The following is a 15,954-nucleotide window of genomic DNA, read 5'->3' as shown; positions in this document are numbered from 1 at the left end:
TCCGTGGTCAAGCCAGCCGCATCAGGCGGCCAGACGGCGGCGCCGCTGCAGCACGGTCTCGATGCCGTCGGCGGCCTGCTGGTAAGCCAGGTCGAAGTCGGCAAAGGCGCGCAGGCAGTCCTGTGCGTCCTGGTCGGCGCGAAGTTCGAAGGCGTTGATGCCGCAGCGCGCCATGTTGAACAGCAGGTCGTGCATCACATCGCCCTGGGCGCGGATTTCGCCGCGGTAGGCATAACGCTCGCGCAGCACCCGGGCCTGCGAATAGGCGCGGCCGTCGGCCATCTTGGGGATTTCCACCGCGATCAGCGGCTGCCCAGCGAGTTCCCGGGCCAGGGTGGCGACATCCTCGGTATTGGGAATGCGCACGCCCACGGCCAATCCCGAGCCATCCAGTACCGCGCGCTCGGCACGGAAGCGCTTGAGACTGACGATGACCTTGCCGGAAGCGGGCAGGGCGGCGTCATCGGCCAGGCTTAGCCATTCGTTTTCGACGATGCGGCCGTCCACGATCACCGTTGCGGGGGTAGGGGCGCTCATGCCGCCACCTCGTCTTCGGCTACGACTTCGGCGCCGCCATAGAGCTTCTGCTTGAACGGCGCCATGCCGATGCGGCGGTAGGCGTCGAGGAAGGTCTCCTCGGGGCCCTCGCGATGCTCCAGGTAAACCTGGATCAGCTTTTCCACCGCGCCGGCGATGTCGGCGCGGGAGATCGACGGGCCGGTGCGGTCGCCCAGCGTGGCGTCGTTTTCGGCGGAGCCGCCCAGGGTCACCTGGTACCACTCCTCGCCGTGCTTGTCGACGCCGAGGATGCCGATGTGGCCGACGCTGTGGTGGCCGCAGCCGTTCATGCAGCCGGACATCTTGATCTTCAGCTCGCCGATGTCGTGCTGGTAGTCGAGATCCTCGAACAGGTCGAAGATGTCCTGCGACACACCGATCGAGCCGGCGTTGGCCAGCGAGCAGAAATCCAGGCCGGGGCAGCAGATCAGGTCGGTGAGCAGGCCGATGTTCGGCGTCGCCAGGTTCAGCTCGGACAGGCGCTGCCATACCGCGTAGACATCCTTCTTCGCCACCTCCGCCAGCACCATGTTCTGGTCATGGGTGTTGCGGACTTCGCCGAAGCTGTAGCGGTCGGCGAGGTCGGCCAGGGCGTCGAACTGCGCGTCGGTGACGTCGCCGGGGGCGACGCCTGAGGCTTTCAGCGAGACGAAGACGGCCGCGTAGCCCTGCTGCCGGTGGGCGCGCAGGTTGCGCTTGGCCCAGGCGGCGAAGCGGCTGTCGGTGGCCAGGCGGGCGTCGTAGCTGCCGTCATCGGCGGCGTCCGGCGTCAGGTAGCTGTGCTGGTCGAAACGGGCGCGGATGCGCTCGATGTCGCCCGGCTGCAGCTTCAGGTAGGAATCCTTCAGCTCGGCCCATTCAGCCTCGACCTGTTCGGTGAACTTGGCCGGGCCCAGGGACTTCACCAGTACCTTGATGCGGGCGCGGTGGATGTTGTCGCGGCGGCCGTGGCGGTTGTAGACGCGCAGAATCGCTTCCAGATAGGAGAACAGGTCCAGTTCCGGCAGGAATTCGCGGATCTTGTGCGCGATCATCGGCATGCGGCCGAGGCCGCCGCCGACGTAGATGGTGTAGCCCAGTTCGCCGGCCGCATTGCGCAGGAGGTGCACGCCGATGTCGTGCACCTTGGTGGCGGCACGGTCCAGGGTCGAGGAGGAGAAGGCGATCTTGAACTTGCGCGGCAGCCAGTTGAACTCGGGGTGGAACGTCGCCCACTGACGGGTGATCTCGCAGTAGGGGCGCGGATCCAGCAGTTCGTCGGCGGCGACACCGGCCAGGTGGTCGGCGGTGATGTTGCGGATGCAGTTGCCGCTGGTCTGGATGGCGTGCATCTGCACCGTGGCCAGGTCGGCCAGGATGTCCGGCACCTGCTCCAGCTTGGGCCAGTTGAACTGGATGTTCTGCCGCGTGCTGACGTGGCCGTAGCCCTTGTCGTAGGTGCGGGCGATATGCCCCAGCATGCGCAGTTGCTTGGAGGAGAGCAGGCCGTAGGGCACCGCGATGCGCAGCATGGGGGCAAAACGCTGGATGTAAAGCCCGTTGCGCAGGCGCAGGCTGCGGAATTCCTCGTCGGACAGCTTGCCGGCGAGGAAACGCCGCGTCTGGTCGCGGAACTGCGCGACACGTTCATCCACCAGGCGCTGATCCAGCTCGTCGTAACGGTACACGATTGATTCCCGGGAAATTTCCGGCTGTCAGGCCACCACGGCTGACAACGGGAGTGGGCGGTTCTTCAGGCCGCGCACTTTACTCCTATAAATGGGCATAAGGTAATAACTATTCGATCCAATAAACCCGATCGTTTCTGTCAGACAATCAGGCATCGATAGTTATTTCAGCTATAAGAGCCTTCGACCCTCAAATCATATGCAGCTTGGCGATCAGATCGTGCACCCGCTGGCTGCGCGCGGCGGGGTCCTGGATTTCGGCGACCTCGTCGATCAGCTCGCGCGTCAGGTGCGGGGCGAACTCGCCGATGAAGTCGTACATGTAGGCGCGCAGGAACATGCCCTGGCGGAAGCCGATGTGGGTGGTGCTGGGTTCGAACAGGTGGTCGGCCGACAGCCGCACCAGGTCGGCGTCCTGCTTGGCGTCGTAGGACATGCTGGCAACGATGCCCACGCCCAGCCCCAGGCGCACATAGGTCTTGATGACGTCGGCATCGACCGCGGTCAGCACCACGTCCGGCTTGAGGCCATGGGCGTGGAAGGCCTGGTCCAGTTTGGAGCGGCCGGTGAAGCCGAAGGTGTAGGTGATGATGGGGTATTCGGCGATGTCGGCCAGGGTCAGCTTGGCCTTGCCCTGGATTTTTATCGCCAACGGATGCTTCGGCGGCACCAGCACACTGCGGTTCCAGTGGTAGCAGGGCAGCATCACCAGCTGTTCGAAGTGCTCGATGGCCTCGGTGGCGATGGCGAAGTCGACGGCGCCCTCGGCGGCTTGCTTGGCGATCTGCGGCGGCGAGCCCTGGTGCAGGTGCATGCGCACCAGCGGGTATTTCTGCCGGAATTTCTGGATCACCGGGGGCAGGGCGTAGCGCGCCTGGGTGTGGGTGGTGGCGAGGCTGAGATCGCCCTTGTCGGTGTCGCGGAATTCCTCGGCGACGTTGCGGATGTTTTCAGACTCGCGCAGCAGGCGCCGGGTGTAGTCGAGGATGCGCAGGCCGGCAGGGGTCACTTCGGACAGCTGCTTGCCGTTGCGCAGAAAGATGTCCACGCCCAGCTCCTCTTCCAGCAGGCGGATCTGCTTGCTGACGCCGGGCTGGGAAGTGAACAGCGCCTCCGCGGCGGCGGTGACGTTGAGGCCGCGGTTGGCCACTTCATGGATGTAATGCAGCTGCCGCAACTTCATCGCGAGACTCCCTGTTATTCGATCTGATGCTGGAAATAATACGGGATTATTACTTTTTTATCACATAAAAGACTAAAACAAGTCTTGTCTTAGCTCTCGGGGTTATATGAGTGTCGTCGGAGCGGGTTTGAGCGGCGGTATCGGCTTTTCAGCGGCGGGCCTGCTGGTTGGCGCGGCCGTGGGTGCCACCGGCGTGGGCGGCGGCTCGCTGATGACGCCGGTGCTGATCCTGTTCTATGGCATCTCGCCGACCCTGGCCGTGGGCACCGACCTGCTCTACGCCTCGCTGAGCAAATCCTTCGGCGTCATGCTCTACCGCAACCACGGTTCGGTGGACTGGCGCATCGTCGGCTGGCAGGCGTTGGGCAGCGTGCCGGCCGCGCTGGCCACCGTGGCCTGGTTGCAGCACCAGGGCGACGCCGCCGCGCTCGATCGCCTGATCAAGCTGGTCCTGTCGGTGGCGATCATGGTCACCGCCACCTTCACCCTGTTCCAGGGTGCCATCGCCGCGCGCCTGCGCCCGGCCTCACGCCTGGCGCAGGGCGGCCCGCATCCCGGCATCGACGTGCGCCTGCAACGGATGCTGACGCTGCTCGCCGGCGCCCTGATCGGCAGCGTGGTGACGGTGTCCTCGGTCGGCGCCGGTGCCATCGGTATGATGTTGCTGCTGCTGCTCTATCCCAAGCACCCGCCGGTGAAGATCGTCGGCAGCGATCTCGCGCACGCGGTACTGATCACCGCTATTGCCGGTCTCGGCCATGCGCGCCTCGGCTCGGTCGACTATCCCTTGCTGGGATGGCTGCTGCTGGGCGCTTTGCCCGGTATCTGGATCGGCAGCCGGGTCGGCTTCCGCCTGGACGGCCGGGCGCTCAAGCGCACCGTGGCTTGCCTGCTTCTGGTGGTCGGCGGCATGACCCTGTACAAAGCCGTCCAATCGCCGCCGGCACCACACCCGGTGAGCGCGGTGGCGCAATCACTTAAATAGAGTCGCCGTTTTTTGCCTGCACCGAGGTCTGGTCTCACAATGGCGCCGATGAGCGCACCCACAAACGACTCCGCCTCCAGTTATTTCCCGGTTTTCCTGCGCCTGCGCGGCAGCCGTGTGCTGGTGGTTGGCGGCGGCGAAGTGGCGGCGCGCAAGATCCGCCTGATGTTACGCGCCGCGCCACGCATCGAAGTGGTGGCTCAGCTGCTCAATGCCGAACTGGAAACGCTGGTCGATGCCAAGAGCATCAAGCACGTGGCCAAGGAATTCACTCCGCAGCGCGTGGCCGGCTGCCGCCTGGTGATCGCCGCCACCGACGACCGCCTGCTCAACCGCGCCGTGGCCGCGGCCGCCGATGCGGCGCAGGTGCCGGTCAACGTGGTCGACGACGGGGAGCACTCCTCTTTCATCACGCCCTCGATCATCGATCGCGCGCCGCTCCAGGTAGCGATCTCCTCCGGCGGCGCTGCGCCGGTGCTGGCGCGGCGCCTGCGCGAAAAGATCGAGGCCTGGCTGCCTGCCGGCTACGGCAGTCTCGCCGGCTTCATGCACAGCCACAGGCCAAGTGTTGCTGCGGGTGCCGACCTGCCGCAGCGCCGTTCGATCTGGGAGCGCTTTCTCGATGGGCCGGGCGCCGAGGCGGCCCTGCGCGGAGATGACCCGGCGGCCGAGGCCGAACTCGAGCGGTTGCTCTCCGGCGCGTCGCCGCGCGGCGAGGTTTACCTGGTCGGCGCCGGTCCCGGCGATCCGGACCTTTTGACCTTCCGCGCCCTGCGCCTGATGCAGCAGGCCGACGTGGTGTTGTACGACCGTCTCTTGCCCCAAGCGATCCTGGACCTGGTGCGCCGCGACGCCGAGCGCATCTTCGTCGGCAAGCGGCGCAACCAGCACACCGTGCCGCAGGACGAGATCAACGCCGAACTGGTGCGCCTGGCCAAGGAAGGCAAGCGGGTGCTGCGCCTCAAGGGCGGCGACCCCTTCGTCTTCGGCCGCGGCGGCGAGGAAATCGAAACCCTGGCCGCCGCCGGCATCCCATTCCAGGTAGTGCCCGGCATCACCGCCGCCAGCGGTTGTGCTGCCTACGCGGGCATCCCGCTGACGCATCGCGACTACGCCCAGTCCTGCGTCTTCGTCACCGGCCATGCCCGGCAGGACGGCCAGCTGCAACTGAACTGGGACCAGCTGGCACAGCGCGGCCAGACGGTGGTGATCTACATGGGGCTGCACACCCTGTCGCAGTTGTGCGAGCAGTTCATCGCCCATGGCTTGCCGGCTGACTGGCCGGCCGCGCTGGTGGAGGATGGCACTTCGCCGCAGCAGCGGGTGATCAGCGGTACACTTAGTGATCTGCCGCGACGGGTGGAAGCAGCCGGCGTCCACGGCGCCAGCTTGGTGATCGTGGGCGAGGTGGTGCGCCTACGGGAAAAGCTCGGGTGGTTTGGGGATGCCGGTTGAACTTCCCTGCAACCCTCGTCTACGGCGTAAATGACCTTTAGCCGTGCTTACGCAAACGACCGCCATCATCGAAATGGGTATGCCGACCGCCGCTCCCGACACCGGCGTGGAGGCCATTCAGCAAACTCGCGGTCCGCAACTTCTGGTCGCGGACATGGATGGCTCACTGCTGCTGACGGACGCCCTGCACGAATCCCTGGTTCTGCTGCTATTCCGTCAACCCTGGAAATTGCCTGGACTGCTGCTGCATCTGTTCCGTGGCAGGGCATTCTTCAAGCGGGCGCTGGCCAATGTGATTTCGCCGGACATTGACAGCCTGCCCGTCAACGAGCCGCTCCTGGCATGGCTGCGCGCGCGGCGCGCGGACGGCCATCGGATCCTGCTCTATTCCGCCTCTGATCAGTTGCTGGTGGACAAGGTGGGCAAGCGCTTCGGAATATTTGAAGAGGTCCTGGGCAGCGATGGATCAACCAATCTTTCCGGCGTGAACAAATATCATGCGATTGCCGGGAAGCATGGTGCCGAGTTTACTTACATCGGCGACAGTGTGGCGGATCTTGCCGTCTGGTCGCGCTGTGGCTCCGCGGTTCTTGTCGGCGGCGTGGCAGGGCTGCGTTCCCGTTTGGCGCCGGAAGTCGAAGTGCTTGCTGAGTTTGCGAGCAAGCCGACGAGCTTGGGCACTTGGCGGCGCGCATTGCGCTTGCACCAGTGGGCGAAGAACGCCCTGATCTTCGTGCCCCTGCTGCTGTCCGGGCTTTTGTTCGACCTGGGCAGCGTGCTGCATGCGTTGCAGGCTTTTGTCGCGTTCGGCTTGACTGCTTCGGCTACCTATCTTGCAAACGATCTCTACGATCTGCCAAGTGACCGTCGTCACCAGAACAAGCGGCGCCGGCCTTTGGCGTCGGGTGAGCTGGCATTGCGTGACGGGCTTGTCGCCATACCGGTGTTGCTGCTCGCTTCCCTTGCCGTGATGTCGACGCTGCCATGGCTGTTCGGTGAGGTGGTACTCCTTTACATGGCGGTGACGCTGGCTTATTCGATCGCTCTCAAACGCAAGCCGATCCTGGATGTTATCGTCCTTGCCGGTCTCTTCACGCTGCGCCTGGTGGCTGGCATCGTGCTCCTGGGAACGGCGCTGTCGCCATGGCTGCTGGCATTTTCCATGTTCTTTTTCGGGGCGCTGGCCACCATCAAGCGCTATACCGAATGCCAAGCCCTGCTCAAGGAGGGGCATAAAAACATTCACGGCCGCGGCTATCGCCCCGAGGATGCGAGTTGGTTGATGAGCATGGGCACCGCTTGTGGCTTCGCCTCGATTCTGGTGTTTTTCATCTACCTGGTGGACGCTTTGACGCAGAACGGCCAGTTCCCCCATCCTGGCTGGATGTGGGCGATCTGTCCGATCCTGGCTTATTGGATCGGGCGGATATGGCTGCTCGCGGTGCGCGGCGAGATGCGCGAGGACCCGATTGAATTCGCCATCAAGGATCGCCTGTCGCTGGCGCTCGGCTTGCTGATCGTGTGTCTCGTCGCGCTCGCGGTTTTTTGATCCGGACCCGGTCTCATGCAAGTGCCGAGCATGCTACGGGATGATCTCCTCACATGGGGGCGGAGCCATCGCTTCCGGCATCACCTGCGCAGCCTGCATTTCTCCGACGAGGCGGTGGCCGCAATGGGCTTGGCGGAATCCGGCCGGACCATGCTGGCCCGCGGCCTGGGACGTTCCTACGGCGACAGCGCCCTCAACGCCGACCAGATTCTGCTGGACGTGAACGGTCTCGACCGGTTCATCCATTTCGATGCGGCCAGCGGTATTGTCGAATGCGAAGCCGGCGTGACCTTGGCCGCGATTCTGCAACTTCTCGAAACACGGGATTCGGATCAACGCTGGTTTCTGCCGGTCACTCCGGGCACGAAATTCGTAACCGTCGGCGGCGCTATCGCCAACGACGTGCATGGCAAGAACCATCATCGGGCTGGGTGCTTCGGCAATCATGTGCTGTCCTTTCAGCTGCTGCGCTCGAATGGAGAAATCCTGAATTGCTCTCCGAACTCCAACCCTGCTCTGTTCCAAGCCACCATTGGCGGCTTGGGCCTGACCGGGCTGATTCTGTCGGCGCGTGTTGCCCTGCAGGCCGTTGCGGGGCTATGGCTGGAGGCTGAGAGCTTCCGCTACGAGAATCTCGATCGGTTTCATCAGATCAGCAGCGCTTCTCTGACCGATTGGGAATACAGCGTCGCATGGATCGACTGCCTGGCAGCGGGCGCCAATCTCGGACGCGGTGTGTTCACCCGGGCCCGTCACGTAGCGCCTGCACCTGGTATGGATCAGCTCCGGTTTGATTCGCATGGGCAGCCGCGTCTGTCGCTGCCGTTCGATCTGCCCAGCTTCGCCATGAACCGGACCTCCATTGGCATTTTCAATACGATGCTATGGCACAAGGCGTCTGCCAGGCCCAGAAGGCAGATCACGCACTACGATCCTGTGTTCTATCCTCTGGATGCGATCGGCGGATGGAATCGCCTGTATGGCGCATCCGGGTTCTATCAATATCAATGCGTAGTGCCGACCAGCACCGCGCGGGATGCGATCCGGGAACTGCTCGGCCTGATTTCGCAATCCGGCCAGGCTTCGTTCCTGGCTGTGCTGAAGACCTTCGGCACAGTTGTATCGCCCGGCATGTTGTCGTTCCCGATGCCCGGCGTGACCCTTGCGCTGGATTTTCCTAACCGCGGCTTCGGTACGCTGGCCTTGCTGGATCAGCTTGACCGGGTCACTCAGTCAGCAGGAGGGCGTATCTATCCGGCCAAGGACGGGCGGGTCTCAGCCGCGGCTTTTCAGCAGGGTTATCCCGGCTGGCGCCAGTTTTCGACCATGATTGATCCCGGATTCTCCTCCAGCTTCTGGCGCCGCGTCAGCGCTGAGGCGCCGCTAACCAGATTCCGTCCTTTATGAAGCGAGTTGTCATTTTCGGGGCTACTTCAGCCATCGCACAGGCTGTGGCGAGGCGCTATGCGGTCGACGGCGCCAGGTTTTTCCTGGCAGCCCGTAATGCCGGAAGACTCGATGCCGTCGCCGCAGACCTGCGTACGCGCGGCGCCTCTGCGGTGGAGGTGTGGGTCGGCGATCTGGCCGATTGCCCGGGTCATGCGGCTCTGGTCGATCTGGCAGGTAGGGCGCTGCAGGGCGTAGATTGCGCGCTGCTGGCCTACGGCACTCTTCCCGACCAGAAAACCTGCGAAGAGGATGCTGCGGAGGCGCTGCGACATATCGGCACCAACTACTCCAGCGCAGTATCGTTGCTGACGCAGCTTGCCACGCTGATGTGCGCTCAGGCATATGGGACCATCGGTGTCATCGGCTCCGTGGCAGGGGATCGTGGCCGGCAGAGCAATTACCTGTACGGCAGCGCCAAGGCGGGGCTCGCGGTCTTTGTCCAGGGTCTGCGTCACCGGCTCTGGTCGCGGGGCGTGCGGGTGGTGCTGATCAAGCCGGGTTTCGTCGATACGCCGATGACCGCCGCCTTCCCCAAGCACGGTCCGCTATGGGCTTCGCCCGACCGTGTCGCTGGTGATATCGTGCGCGCGCTCGGCAGCGGCCAGGCGACGCTTTATACCCCGTGGTTCTGGCGCGGTATCATGCTGGTGATCCGCTTGATACCCGATTTTATCTTTCGGCGCATCAGGCTCTGACCTGTCTGCCTTGCCGCAAACCCGACAATGAGCCCGATGCCCGGCCCCGAAGACAAGATCGTGCTGTTCGGCGGTGCCGGCCTGGTCGGGCAGAACCTGGTGGTGCTGCTCAAGGAACGGGGCTACACGCGTCTGGTGGTAGTCGATAAGCATGCAGCCAATGTCGCCGTGCTGCGCCGCCTGCATCCGGACGTGACCGCGGTCGAGGCGGATATGGCGGAGGCGGGTGCCTGGCAAGACGTCGTACAGGACGCAGCCGCGGCGGTGATGCTGCAGGCGCAGATCGGAGGTGAAATCAAGAATGAATTCCAGCGCAACAATATCGATGCGACACGGCATGCCTTGGACGCCTGTCTGCGGCACCGGTTGCCTTACCTGGTGCATGTCAGTTCTTCGGTGGTGAACTCGATGGCGCGCGACTGGTATACCGAATCTAAGAAGGCCCAGGAGGCAATGGTGGCGCAGAGCGGCATCGCGCACTGTGTACTGCGTCCGACGCTGATGTTCGGCTGGTTCGACCGCAAGCACCTGGGCTGGCTCGCGCGCTTCATGCTGCGTATCCCGGTCTTTCCCATCCCCGGCAGCGGTCATTACATGCGGCAGCCGCTGTTTGCGATGGATTTCTGCCGCATCATCCTGAGTTGCCTGGTCAACCGGCCGCGAGGCGAGGCTTACGATATCTCCGGCTGCGAGAGGATCGATTACATCGATATCATCCGCAAGATCCGGCAGGTCAGCGGCGCACGCGCTCTGATCCTGAAGATCCCCTATGGACTGTTCTGGCTGCTGCTTAAGATCTTTGCGCTGTTCAACCACAATCCTCCTTTCACTACCAGCCAGCTTGCGGCGTTGATCCTGCCTGACGAGTTCGTGCTGATTCCCTGGTGGGACATCTTCCAGATACAGCCGACGCCGTTTGAGGCCGCTTTGCGGGAGACGTTCTGCCATCCGATCTACTCCAGTGTCGTTCTGGATTTCTAGGCCCAAGGGTCAACACTAAATGAGCCGGGTCGCGGTAGTTGGTGCGGGAACCATGGGGCTTACGGCTGCCTATCATCTGTTGAAGGCGGGGCACCAGGTCGAGGTATTCGAGGCTGACCAGATTGCCGGGGGCATGGCGGCGCACTTCGACTTCGACGGCATTTCTCTGGAGCGCTACTACCATTTTGTGTGCAAGGCGGACCGGCCCACCTTCGAGTTGCTGGCCGAATTGGGCATGGAAGGGGCGATGCGCTGGCGTCCCACCTCCATGGGTTACTTCTATCAGGGCGAGCACCACGCCTGGGGTGATCCGCTGGCGTTGCTGCGCTTCCCGCACCTGGACCTGATCTCGAAGATCCGCTACGGCCTGCTGATGTTCCTTTCCACCAAGCGCCGCGACTGGTCCGGACTGGACAAGCTGCGCGCACACCAATGGATCAAGGTCTGGTGCGGCGAGCGGGCGTGGAAGGTGCTGTGGGAAAAACTCTTCACCCTCAAGTTCTTTGAATTCGCGGACGATATTTCTGCTGCCTGGATCTGGACGCGTTTCAAGCGCATTGGCACCTCGCGGCGCAGCCTGATGCAAGAAGAACTGGGTTATATCGAAGGTGGCACCGAAGTGCTCGTGCAGCGACTGGTAGAGCGCATCGGGGAGTTGGGCGGGAAGATCCATCTCGCTATGCCGGTCAGCGAGGTGCATATCGACAACGGCGCCGTCACGGGCCTTACCGCCGCGGGTCTGCGCCATGCGTTCGACGCGGTCATCGCCACGGTGCCGCTGCAGTTCATTCCGCGCATGATTCCCGCATTGCCGCAGGATATGCGCGATCAGTACGCGGCGCTGAAGAACATCGGCGTGGTGTGCGTGGTGCACAAGCTTAAAAAATCCGTCACGCGCCATTTCTGGCTCAATGTCAACGACGACCGCATCGAGGTGCCGGGAATCGTCGAATTCTCCAACCTGCGTCGGTTTGGCGACGATCATATCGTCTACTTTCCCTACTACATGCCGACCACACATCCGAAATTTTCCCAGTCCGATGAGTCGATCGCTCAGGAATCCTTCGCCTATCTCAAGTTGTTGAATCCGGCTCTGAGCGACGATGATCGGCTCGCCACCCGCGTCAGCCGGCTGCGCTATGCCCAGCCAGTGTGCCCGCCACGATACCCGGAGAGTGTTCCGCCGGTGGCAACACACATCAAGGGGCTGCAGATCGCCGATACCTCGTCCTATTACCCAGAGGACCGTGGCATTGCGGAGGGGGCGCGTCTGGCCAAGGAAATGGCGGCACGCGTCCGGTGATCGATCGCCTGCGCAGTTTTGCCGAAAGCCGCTTCGCCCGCTTCGTCCTGACCGGCGGAATTGCTGCGCTGGTCAACATCACCAGCCGCTATTTTCTATCCGAGTGGATGTCGTTCGGCCGGGCGGTTGCCACTGCCTACCTGTTCGGCATGGCCTGCGCCTGGATTCTGGCCCGTACCCTCGTGTTCGAGTCCTCAGGGCGTCATTGGAGCAGCGAGCTTCTACGCTTCGGGCTGGTTAATGTAGTCGCCGCTGCCCAGGTCTGGCTGATATCGGTGGGGCTGGCGGAGTGGCTGTTTCCGCGCACAGGATATCGATTCCATCCGGACGATACGGCGCACATCATCGGTGTCCTGATGCCGGTTTACACCAGCTACCTTGGCCATCGGTATTTCAGTTTTGCCAAGCGCTCCGGCACCTGATCCGCGCGGCTTGAAATTCTAGCTCGCCCCACTTGTATGCCGCATCGATTCTTCTACACCTTTGGTTCGTAGCCGCTTCTGGATCGCGCGCAGGATGCCGGCGCTATCCAGGCCGCATTCGGCCAGTTGCTCCGAGCGGCTGGCATGCTCGATGAAATGATCCGGCAGGCCCAGGTTCAGGATGGCCACCTTGCATTGCTGCGCCGCCAGTACTTCGTTGACGCCGCTGCCCGCGCCGCCGAGACGCGCGTTGTCTTCCACGGTGACCAGCAGTTCATGGTTGTGGGCGAGTTGCAGGATCAGCGCCTCGTCCAGCGGCTTGACGAAGCGCATGTCGGCGACGCTGGCGTCGAGGATTTCCGCGGCTTCCAGCGCTGCTTGCAGCACGGCGCCGAAGGCGAGGATGGCGACGCGCGGCTGGCGTCGGCCCTGGGTTTCGCGCAGCAGCCGTCCTTTGCCGACCGGTAGCGGCAGCGCCTCCGCTTCGATTGCCGCGCCAGTCCCGCCGCCGCGCGGATAACGCACCGCGCTGGGGCCGTCATGCCGCAGGCCGGTGGCGAGCATGCGCCGGCATTCGTTCTCGTCGCTCGGCGTCATGACGAGCAGATGCGGCACGCAGCGCAGGTAACTGAGGTCGAAGGCCCCGTGGTGGGTAGCGCCGTCGGCGCCGACCAGGCCGGCGCGATCGATGGCGAACAGCACCGGCAGCTGCTGGATGGCGACGTCGTGGATCAGCTGGTCGTAGGCACGTTGCAAGAAGGTCGAATAGATCGCCACCACCGGCCGCAGGCCCTCGCAGGCAAGGCCGGCGGCCAGCGTCACCGCATGCTGCTCGGCGATGGCGACGTCGTAATAGCGCTGCGGAAAGCGTTGCGCGAATTCCACCAGGCCGGAGCCTTCGCGCATCGCTGGTGTGATTGCCACGATGCGGGAATCTTCCTCGGCCGACTGGCACAGCCACTCGCCGAACACCTGGCTGTAGGTGGGCGCAGCCGAAGCGGCAGCGAAAGCGCCGGTCACCGGATCGAAGCGGGTCACGCCGTGATACTTGATCGGGTCGGCCTCGGCCGGTTCGAAGCCCTTGCCCTTGACCGTGACGACATGCAGGAACTGCGGCCCCCCGGCGTCCTTGAGACGGTCGAAGGCATTAGTCAGTGCATCAAGGTCATGGCCGTCGACCGGGCCGTGGTAGCTGAAACCCAGGGTTTCGAAGAGGGCGCCCGGCGGCGGTTCCTGCGGCACCGGATTGGCCGGGCGCCGGGCGTGCGGCGCGTCAATGCCTCCGGCAGCCAGCAGCCGCGCCGCGTGATCGCGCAGGGCGCCGACGTTTTCCGAGATCGACATGTCGTTGTCGTTGAGCACCACCAGCAGGTCCAGGCCGAGGGCGCCGGCGTGGTTCAGGGCCTCGTAGGCCATGCCGGAGGTGATGCCGCCGTCGCCGATCACGGCGACGACGCGGCGCCGCTCCTGCTTCAACCGCACCGCCGCCGCCATGCCGGCGGCGGCCGAGATGGCGGTGCCGGCGTGGCCGTTGCCGAAGGCGTCGTATTCGCTTTCGGCGCGGCTGTTGAAGGGCGCCAGGCCGCCCTGCCGGCGAATCCCCTCCAGGCCGGCACGGCGGCCGGTGAGCATCTTGTGCGGATAGGCCTGGTGGCCCACATCCCACACCAGGCGGTCATGCGGGGTATCGAAGCAGCGATGCAGGGCCAGGGTCAACTCCACCGCGCCCAGGTTGGCGGCGAAGTGGCCGCCGGCGCGCCCAAGGGTCTCGATCAGGCAGCGCCGCATCTCGGCCGCCAGCAGCGGCAGCTCGGCGCGCGGCAGGGCGCGCAGGTCGGCTGGCGAGCCGATGCGGCCGAGCAGTGAATAGCCGGAAGTGTCCGTCATGGCGCCATTATGCGCCGCGAGGCGCAGGGCTCTAGTTCTTGCGGCCTTCGATGAAGTCCGCCAGCCAGCACAGCGGCGCGGCGCCGCCGGGCAGGGCGCCTACCACCGTACGGGCTTCCTCGAACAGGCGGGTGGCGCGCTCGCGGGCGCCGTCCAGGCCGAGCAGGGAGGGGTAGGTGGATTTGTGCTGCGCCAGGTCCTTGCCGGCGGTCTTGCCCAGGGTTTCGGTGCTGGCGGTCTCGTCCAGCACGTCGTCCTGGATCTGGAAGGCCAGGCCGATGTGGCGGCCGTAGGTTTCCAGCGCCTGTTCCGTCGCTGGCGCGGCGTCCGCGGCGGCGGCGGCCATCTGCAACGAGGCCAGGATCAGGGCGCCGGTCTTGCGGGCGTGCAGGGACTGCAGTTCTTCCAGCGAGATCCTGCGGCCTTCCGAGGCGATATCCACCGCCTGGCCGCCGACCATGCCGAGCGAGCCGGAGGCCCGCGCCAGGATCGACACCATGCGCAGGCGCTGCGCCGCGCCCAGCGAGGGTTCGTCGGCCAGCACGCTGAAGGCCTGGGTCTGCAGGCCGTCGCCGACCAGGATGCCGATGGCCTCGTCGTAGGCCTTGTGAACGGTGGGGCGGCCGCGGCGCAGATCGTCGTCGTCCATCGCCGGCAGGTCGTCGTGGACCAGGGAGTAGGCGTGGATCAGTTCCACCGCGCAGGCCGGGGCGTCGAGCTTGTCCACCGGCACGGCGAGGGCCTCGCCCGCGGCGTAGACCAGCAGGGCGCGCAGGCGCTTGCCGCCGTCGCAGGCATAGCGCATCGCCTCGTGCAGGCGGGCGGGATCTTCTGTGGCGGGCGGCAGGCGGCGGTCGAGGGCTTGCGCGAGGCGATCGAGGTAGGCCGGGACACGGGTCCCGAAATCGGTGCTTTGCAGGGTCATCGGGGGAATCGGTATTCGAATCGGTATTTCAGGGGGCGTCGTCGGCATCGCTGCCGGGTTGGGCGTCGGCCTGGAGCAGGTTCCGCACGCGCAGTTCTGCGCTTTCCAGGGAGCCGCGACATTCACGGGTCAGTGTGACGCCGCGCTCGAACAGCTTGAGGGATTCTTCCAGCGGCAGATCGCCCCGCTCCATCCGCGCCACGATCTCTTCCAGCTCCTTCAGCGAGGCTTCGAAGCGGGAGACGGGATCGGCGCCGTCGGCAGACGGACTGGCGGTAGGGGTGGCTTTCTTGCTCACTGGAGGCCGGGGCTCGGAATGGCGTAGTTTACCAATTCGGCGGGGGGCGCAAATCCAAAACCGCAGCTGGGCGCATCCAAAGCCCTGTAAGCCTTCCGCTGGCCGCAACCGGCCGGGGAATTCACGAAGGAGCCGTAAACATGTTGCCGATTCTCGATGTCGATTCCGCCGTAGACGGCCTGGACAAGCTGGGGCACGCCTCCCATGGCATGTCCGGCGAGCATTTCATGGGGCTGCTGATCGGCCTGGTCGCCGTCATCCTGATCTTCGGCATGCCGGTCTTCATCGTGGTGGCTGTGCTGCGCCACCGCCTCGAAAAACAGCGCATGGTCAATGACCTGGCCCTGCGGCTGGCCGACAAGGGACAGCCTATTCCGCCGGAACTTTTCGTGGAGGCGGTGCGGCAGAAATCCGATCTGCGGCGGGGCATCATCTGGGCCATGGTGGGCCTGGGCATCCTGTTGTTCGGCGCCTTCGACGGCGACAGCGACATCATGGGCATCGGCTTCATTCCGATGATGATCGGCATCGGCTTCACCGCCGCGGCCCTGCTCGAGAAGAAACAGAAAGAACGCGAACTCTAGGCCCGGACGGAAC

15 protein-coding genes are annotated in these 15,954 nt (G+C 64.5%); 9 read left to right on the top strand and 6 right to left on the bottom strand.

What is annotated here, in order from left to right:
* Positions 1-21: 21 nt before the first annotated feature.
* The 3 genes from BP26_RS0109475 to cysB all read right to left on the bottom strand — a co-directional run bounded on the left by BP26_RS0109475 (position 22) and on the right by cysB (position 3,408).
* Positions 22-537, bottom strand: a complete 516-nt coding sequence (locus BP26_RS0109475; protein ID WP_036516462.1) for a DUF934 domain-containing protein — start codon at positions 535-537, stop codon at positions 22-24.
* Positions 534-2,225, bottom strand: coding sequence for a nitrite/sulfite reductase (locus BP26_RS0109470; RefSeq protein ID WP_036516460.1), 1,692 nt, complete (start codon positions 2,223-2,225; stop codon positions 534-536). The genes BP26_RS0109475 and BP26_RS0109470 overlap by 4 nt, the downstream gene beginning before the upstream one ends.
* A 190-nt stretch (positions 2,226-2,415) precedes the next feature.
* Positions 2,416-3,408 carry an HTH-type transcriptional regulator CysB gene (gene cysB / locus BP26_RS0109465; protein ID WP_029920336.1) on the bottom strand — a complete coding sequence of 331 codons (993 nt, stop codon included), beginning with the start codon at positions 3,406-3,408 and terminating at the stop codon, positions 2,416-2,418.
* Between the two features lie 127 nt (positions 3,409-3,535).
* Between cysB and BP26_RS0109460 the strand changes: the two genes are divergently transcribed.
* The 8 genes from BP26_RS0109460 to BP26_RS0109425 are packed head-to-tail and all read left to right on the top strand — an operon-like array spanning position 3,536 to position 12,247.
* A complete protein-coding gene (locus BP26_RS0109460) occupies positions 3,536-4,393 on the top strand; it encodes a sulfite exporter TauE/SafE family protein (protein WP_245611762.1) in 858 nt (285 codons plus the stop codon).
* A 48-nt stretch (positions 4,394-4,441) separates the two neighbouring features.
* A complete protein-coding gene (cysG, locus tag BP26_RS0109455) occupies positions 4,442-5,848 on the top strand; it encodes a siroheme synthase CysG (RefSeq protein WP_029920334.1) in 1,407 nt (468 codons plus the stop codon).
* A 43-nt stretch (positions 5,849-5,891) separates the two neighbouring features.
* The gene (locus BP26_RS0109450; RefSeq protein WP_157572444.1) at positions 5,892-7,397 is read left to right on the top strand and encodes a UbiA family prenyltransferase; all 1,506 of its coding nucleotides are present in this window, start codon (positions 5,892-5,894) and stop codon (positions 7,395-7,397) included.
* Positions 7,398-7,412: 15 nt separating this feature from the next.
* Positions 7,413-8,804: an FAD-binding oxidoreductase gene (locus tag BP26_RS0109445; RefSeq protein ID WP_157572443.1), complete on the top strand. Its 1,392-nt coding sequence runs from the start codon at positions 7,413-7,415 to the stop codon at positions 8,802-8,804.
* Entirely contained in the window at positions 8,801-9,541 is a 741-nt protein-coding gene (locus BP26_RS0109440; RefSeq protein ID WP_029920331.1) for an SDR family oxidoreductase, read from the top strand. Before BP26_RS0109445 ends, BP26_RS0109440 begins: the two co-directional genes overlap by 4 nt.
* Positions 9,542-9,577: 36 nt before the next feature.
* Positions 9,578-10,522, top strand: a complete 945-nt coding sequence (locus BP26_RS0109435; RefSeq protein ID WP_029920330.1) for an NAD-dependent epimerase/dehydratase family protein — start codon at positions 9,578-9,580, stop codon at positions 10,520-10,522.
* A 19-nt stretch (positions 10,523-10,541) separates the two neighbouring features.
* Complete coding sequence (locus tag BP26_RS0109430; RefSeq protein ID WP_029920329.1) at positions 10,542-11,825, top strand: NAD(P)/FAD-dependent oxidoreductase; 1,284 nt, start codon at positions 10,542-10,544, stop codon at positions 11,823-11,825.
* Positions 11,822-12,247 (top strand): GtrA family protein, encoded by a 426-nt coding sequence (locus BP26_RS0109425; protein ID WP_029920328.1) that lies wholly within the window; start codon positions 11,822-11,824, stop codon positions 12,245-12,247. Before BP26_RS0109430 ends, BP26_RS0109425 begins: the two co-directional genes overlap by 4 nt.
* A gap of 18 nt (positions 12,248-12,265) precedes the next feature.
* Here BP26_RS0109425 and dxs read toward each other — a convergent pair whose 3' ends face one another.
* Genes dxs through BP26_RS26560 form a run of 3 tightly spaced genes read right to left on the bottom strand, consistent with a single transcriptional unit; the run spans position 12,266 to position 15,357 of the window.
* Positions 12,266-14,134 (bottom strand): 1-deoxy-D-xylulose-5-phosphate synthase, encoded by a 1,869-nt coding sequence (gene dxs, locus BP26_RS0109420; protein WP_029920327.1) that lies wholly within the window; start codon positions 14,132-14,134, stop codon positions 12,266-12,268.
* A gap of 31 nt (positions 14,135-14,165) precedes the next feature.
* Positions 14,166-15,059, bottom strand: coding sequence for a polyprenyl synthetase family protein (locus BP26_RS0109415; RefSeq protein WP_029920326.1), 894 nt, complete (start codon positions 15,057-15,059; stop codon positions 14,166-14,168).
* A gap of 28 nt (positions 15,060-15,087) precedes the next feature.
* A complete protein-coding gene (locus BP26_RS26560; protein WP_029920325.1) occupies positions 15,088-15,357 on the bottom strand; it encodes an exodeoxyribonuclease VII small subunit in 270 nt (89 codons plus the stop codon).
* Positions 15,358-15,497: 140 nt separating this feature from the next.
* Here BP26_RS26560 and BP26_RS0109405 point away from each other — a divergent pair, with 140 nt between their 5' ends.
* Positions 15,498-15,941 carry a DUF6249 domain-containing protein gene (locus BP26_RS0109405; protein WP_029920324.1) on the top strand — a complete coding sequence of 148 codons (444 nt, stop codon included), beginning with the start codon at positions 15,498-15,500 and terminating at the stop codon, positions 15,939-15,941.
* The last annotated feature ends 13 nt before the right edge of the window (positions 15,942-15,954 follow it).

The sequence above is a fragment of the Nevskia soli DSM 19509 genome (assembly GCF_000711955.1).
GTDB lineage: Bacteria > Pseudomonadota > Gammaproteobacteria > Nevskiales > Nevskiaceae > Nevskia > Nevskia soli.
This window is presented reverse-complemented; position numbering and strand designations above follow the sequence as displayed.

What these genes read in the sequence shown, in the direction of transcription:
- BP26_RS0109405 (WP_029920324.1), top strand. Translation starts at nt 15,498, where the DNA reads ATGTTGCCGATTCTCGATGTCGATTCCGCCGTAGACGGCCTGGACAAG.
- BP26_RS0109475 (WP_036516462.1), bottom strand. Translation starts at nt 537, where the DNA reads ATGAGCGCCCCTACCCCCGCAACGGTGATCGTGGACGGCCGCATCGTC.
- cysG (WP_029920334.1), top strand. Translation starts at nt 4,442, where the DNA reads ATGAGCGCACCCACAAACGACTCCGCCTCCAGTTATTTCCCGGTTTTC.
- BP26_RS0109440 (WP_029920331.1), top strand. Translation starts at nt 8,801, where the DNA reads ATGAAGCGAGTTGTCATTTTCGGGGCTACTTCAGCCATCGCACAGGCT.
- dxs (WP_029920327.1), bottom strand. Translation starts at nt 14,134, where the DNA reads ATGACGGACACTTCCGGCTATTCACTGCTCGGCCGCATCGGCTCGCCA.
- BP26_RS0109445 (WP_157572443.1), top strand. Translation starts at nt 7,413, where the DNA reads ATGCAAGTGCCGAGCATGCTACGGGATGATCTCCTCACATGGGGGCGG.
- cysB (WP_029920336.1), bottom strand. Translation starts at nt 3,408, where the DNA reads ATGAAGTTGCGGCAGCTGCATTACATCCATGAAGTGGCCAACCGCGGC.
- BP26_RS0109415 (WP_029920326.1), bottom strand. Translation starts at nt 15,059, where the DNA reads ATGACCCTGCAAAGCACCGATTTCGGGACCCGTGTCCCGGCCTACCTC.
- BP26_RS0109430 (WP_029920329.1), top strand. Translation starts at nt 10,542, where the DNA reads ATGAGCCGGGTCGCGGTAGTTGGTGCGGGAACCATGGGGCTTACGGCT.
- BP26_RS0109435 (WP_029920330.1), top strand. Translation starts at nt 9,578, where the DNA reads ATGCCCGGCCCCGAAGACAAGATCGTGCTGTTCGGCGGTGCCGGCCTG.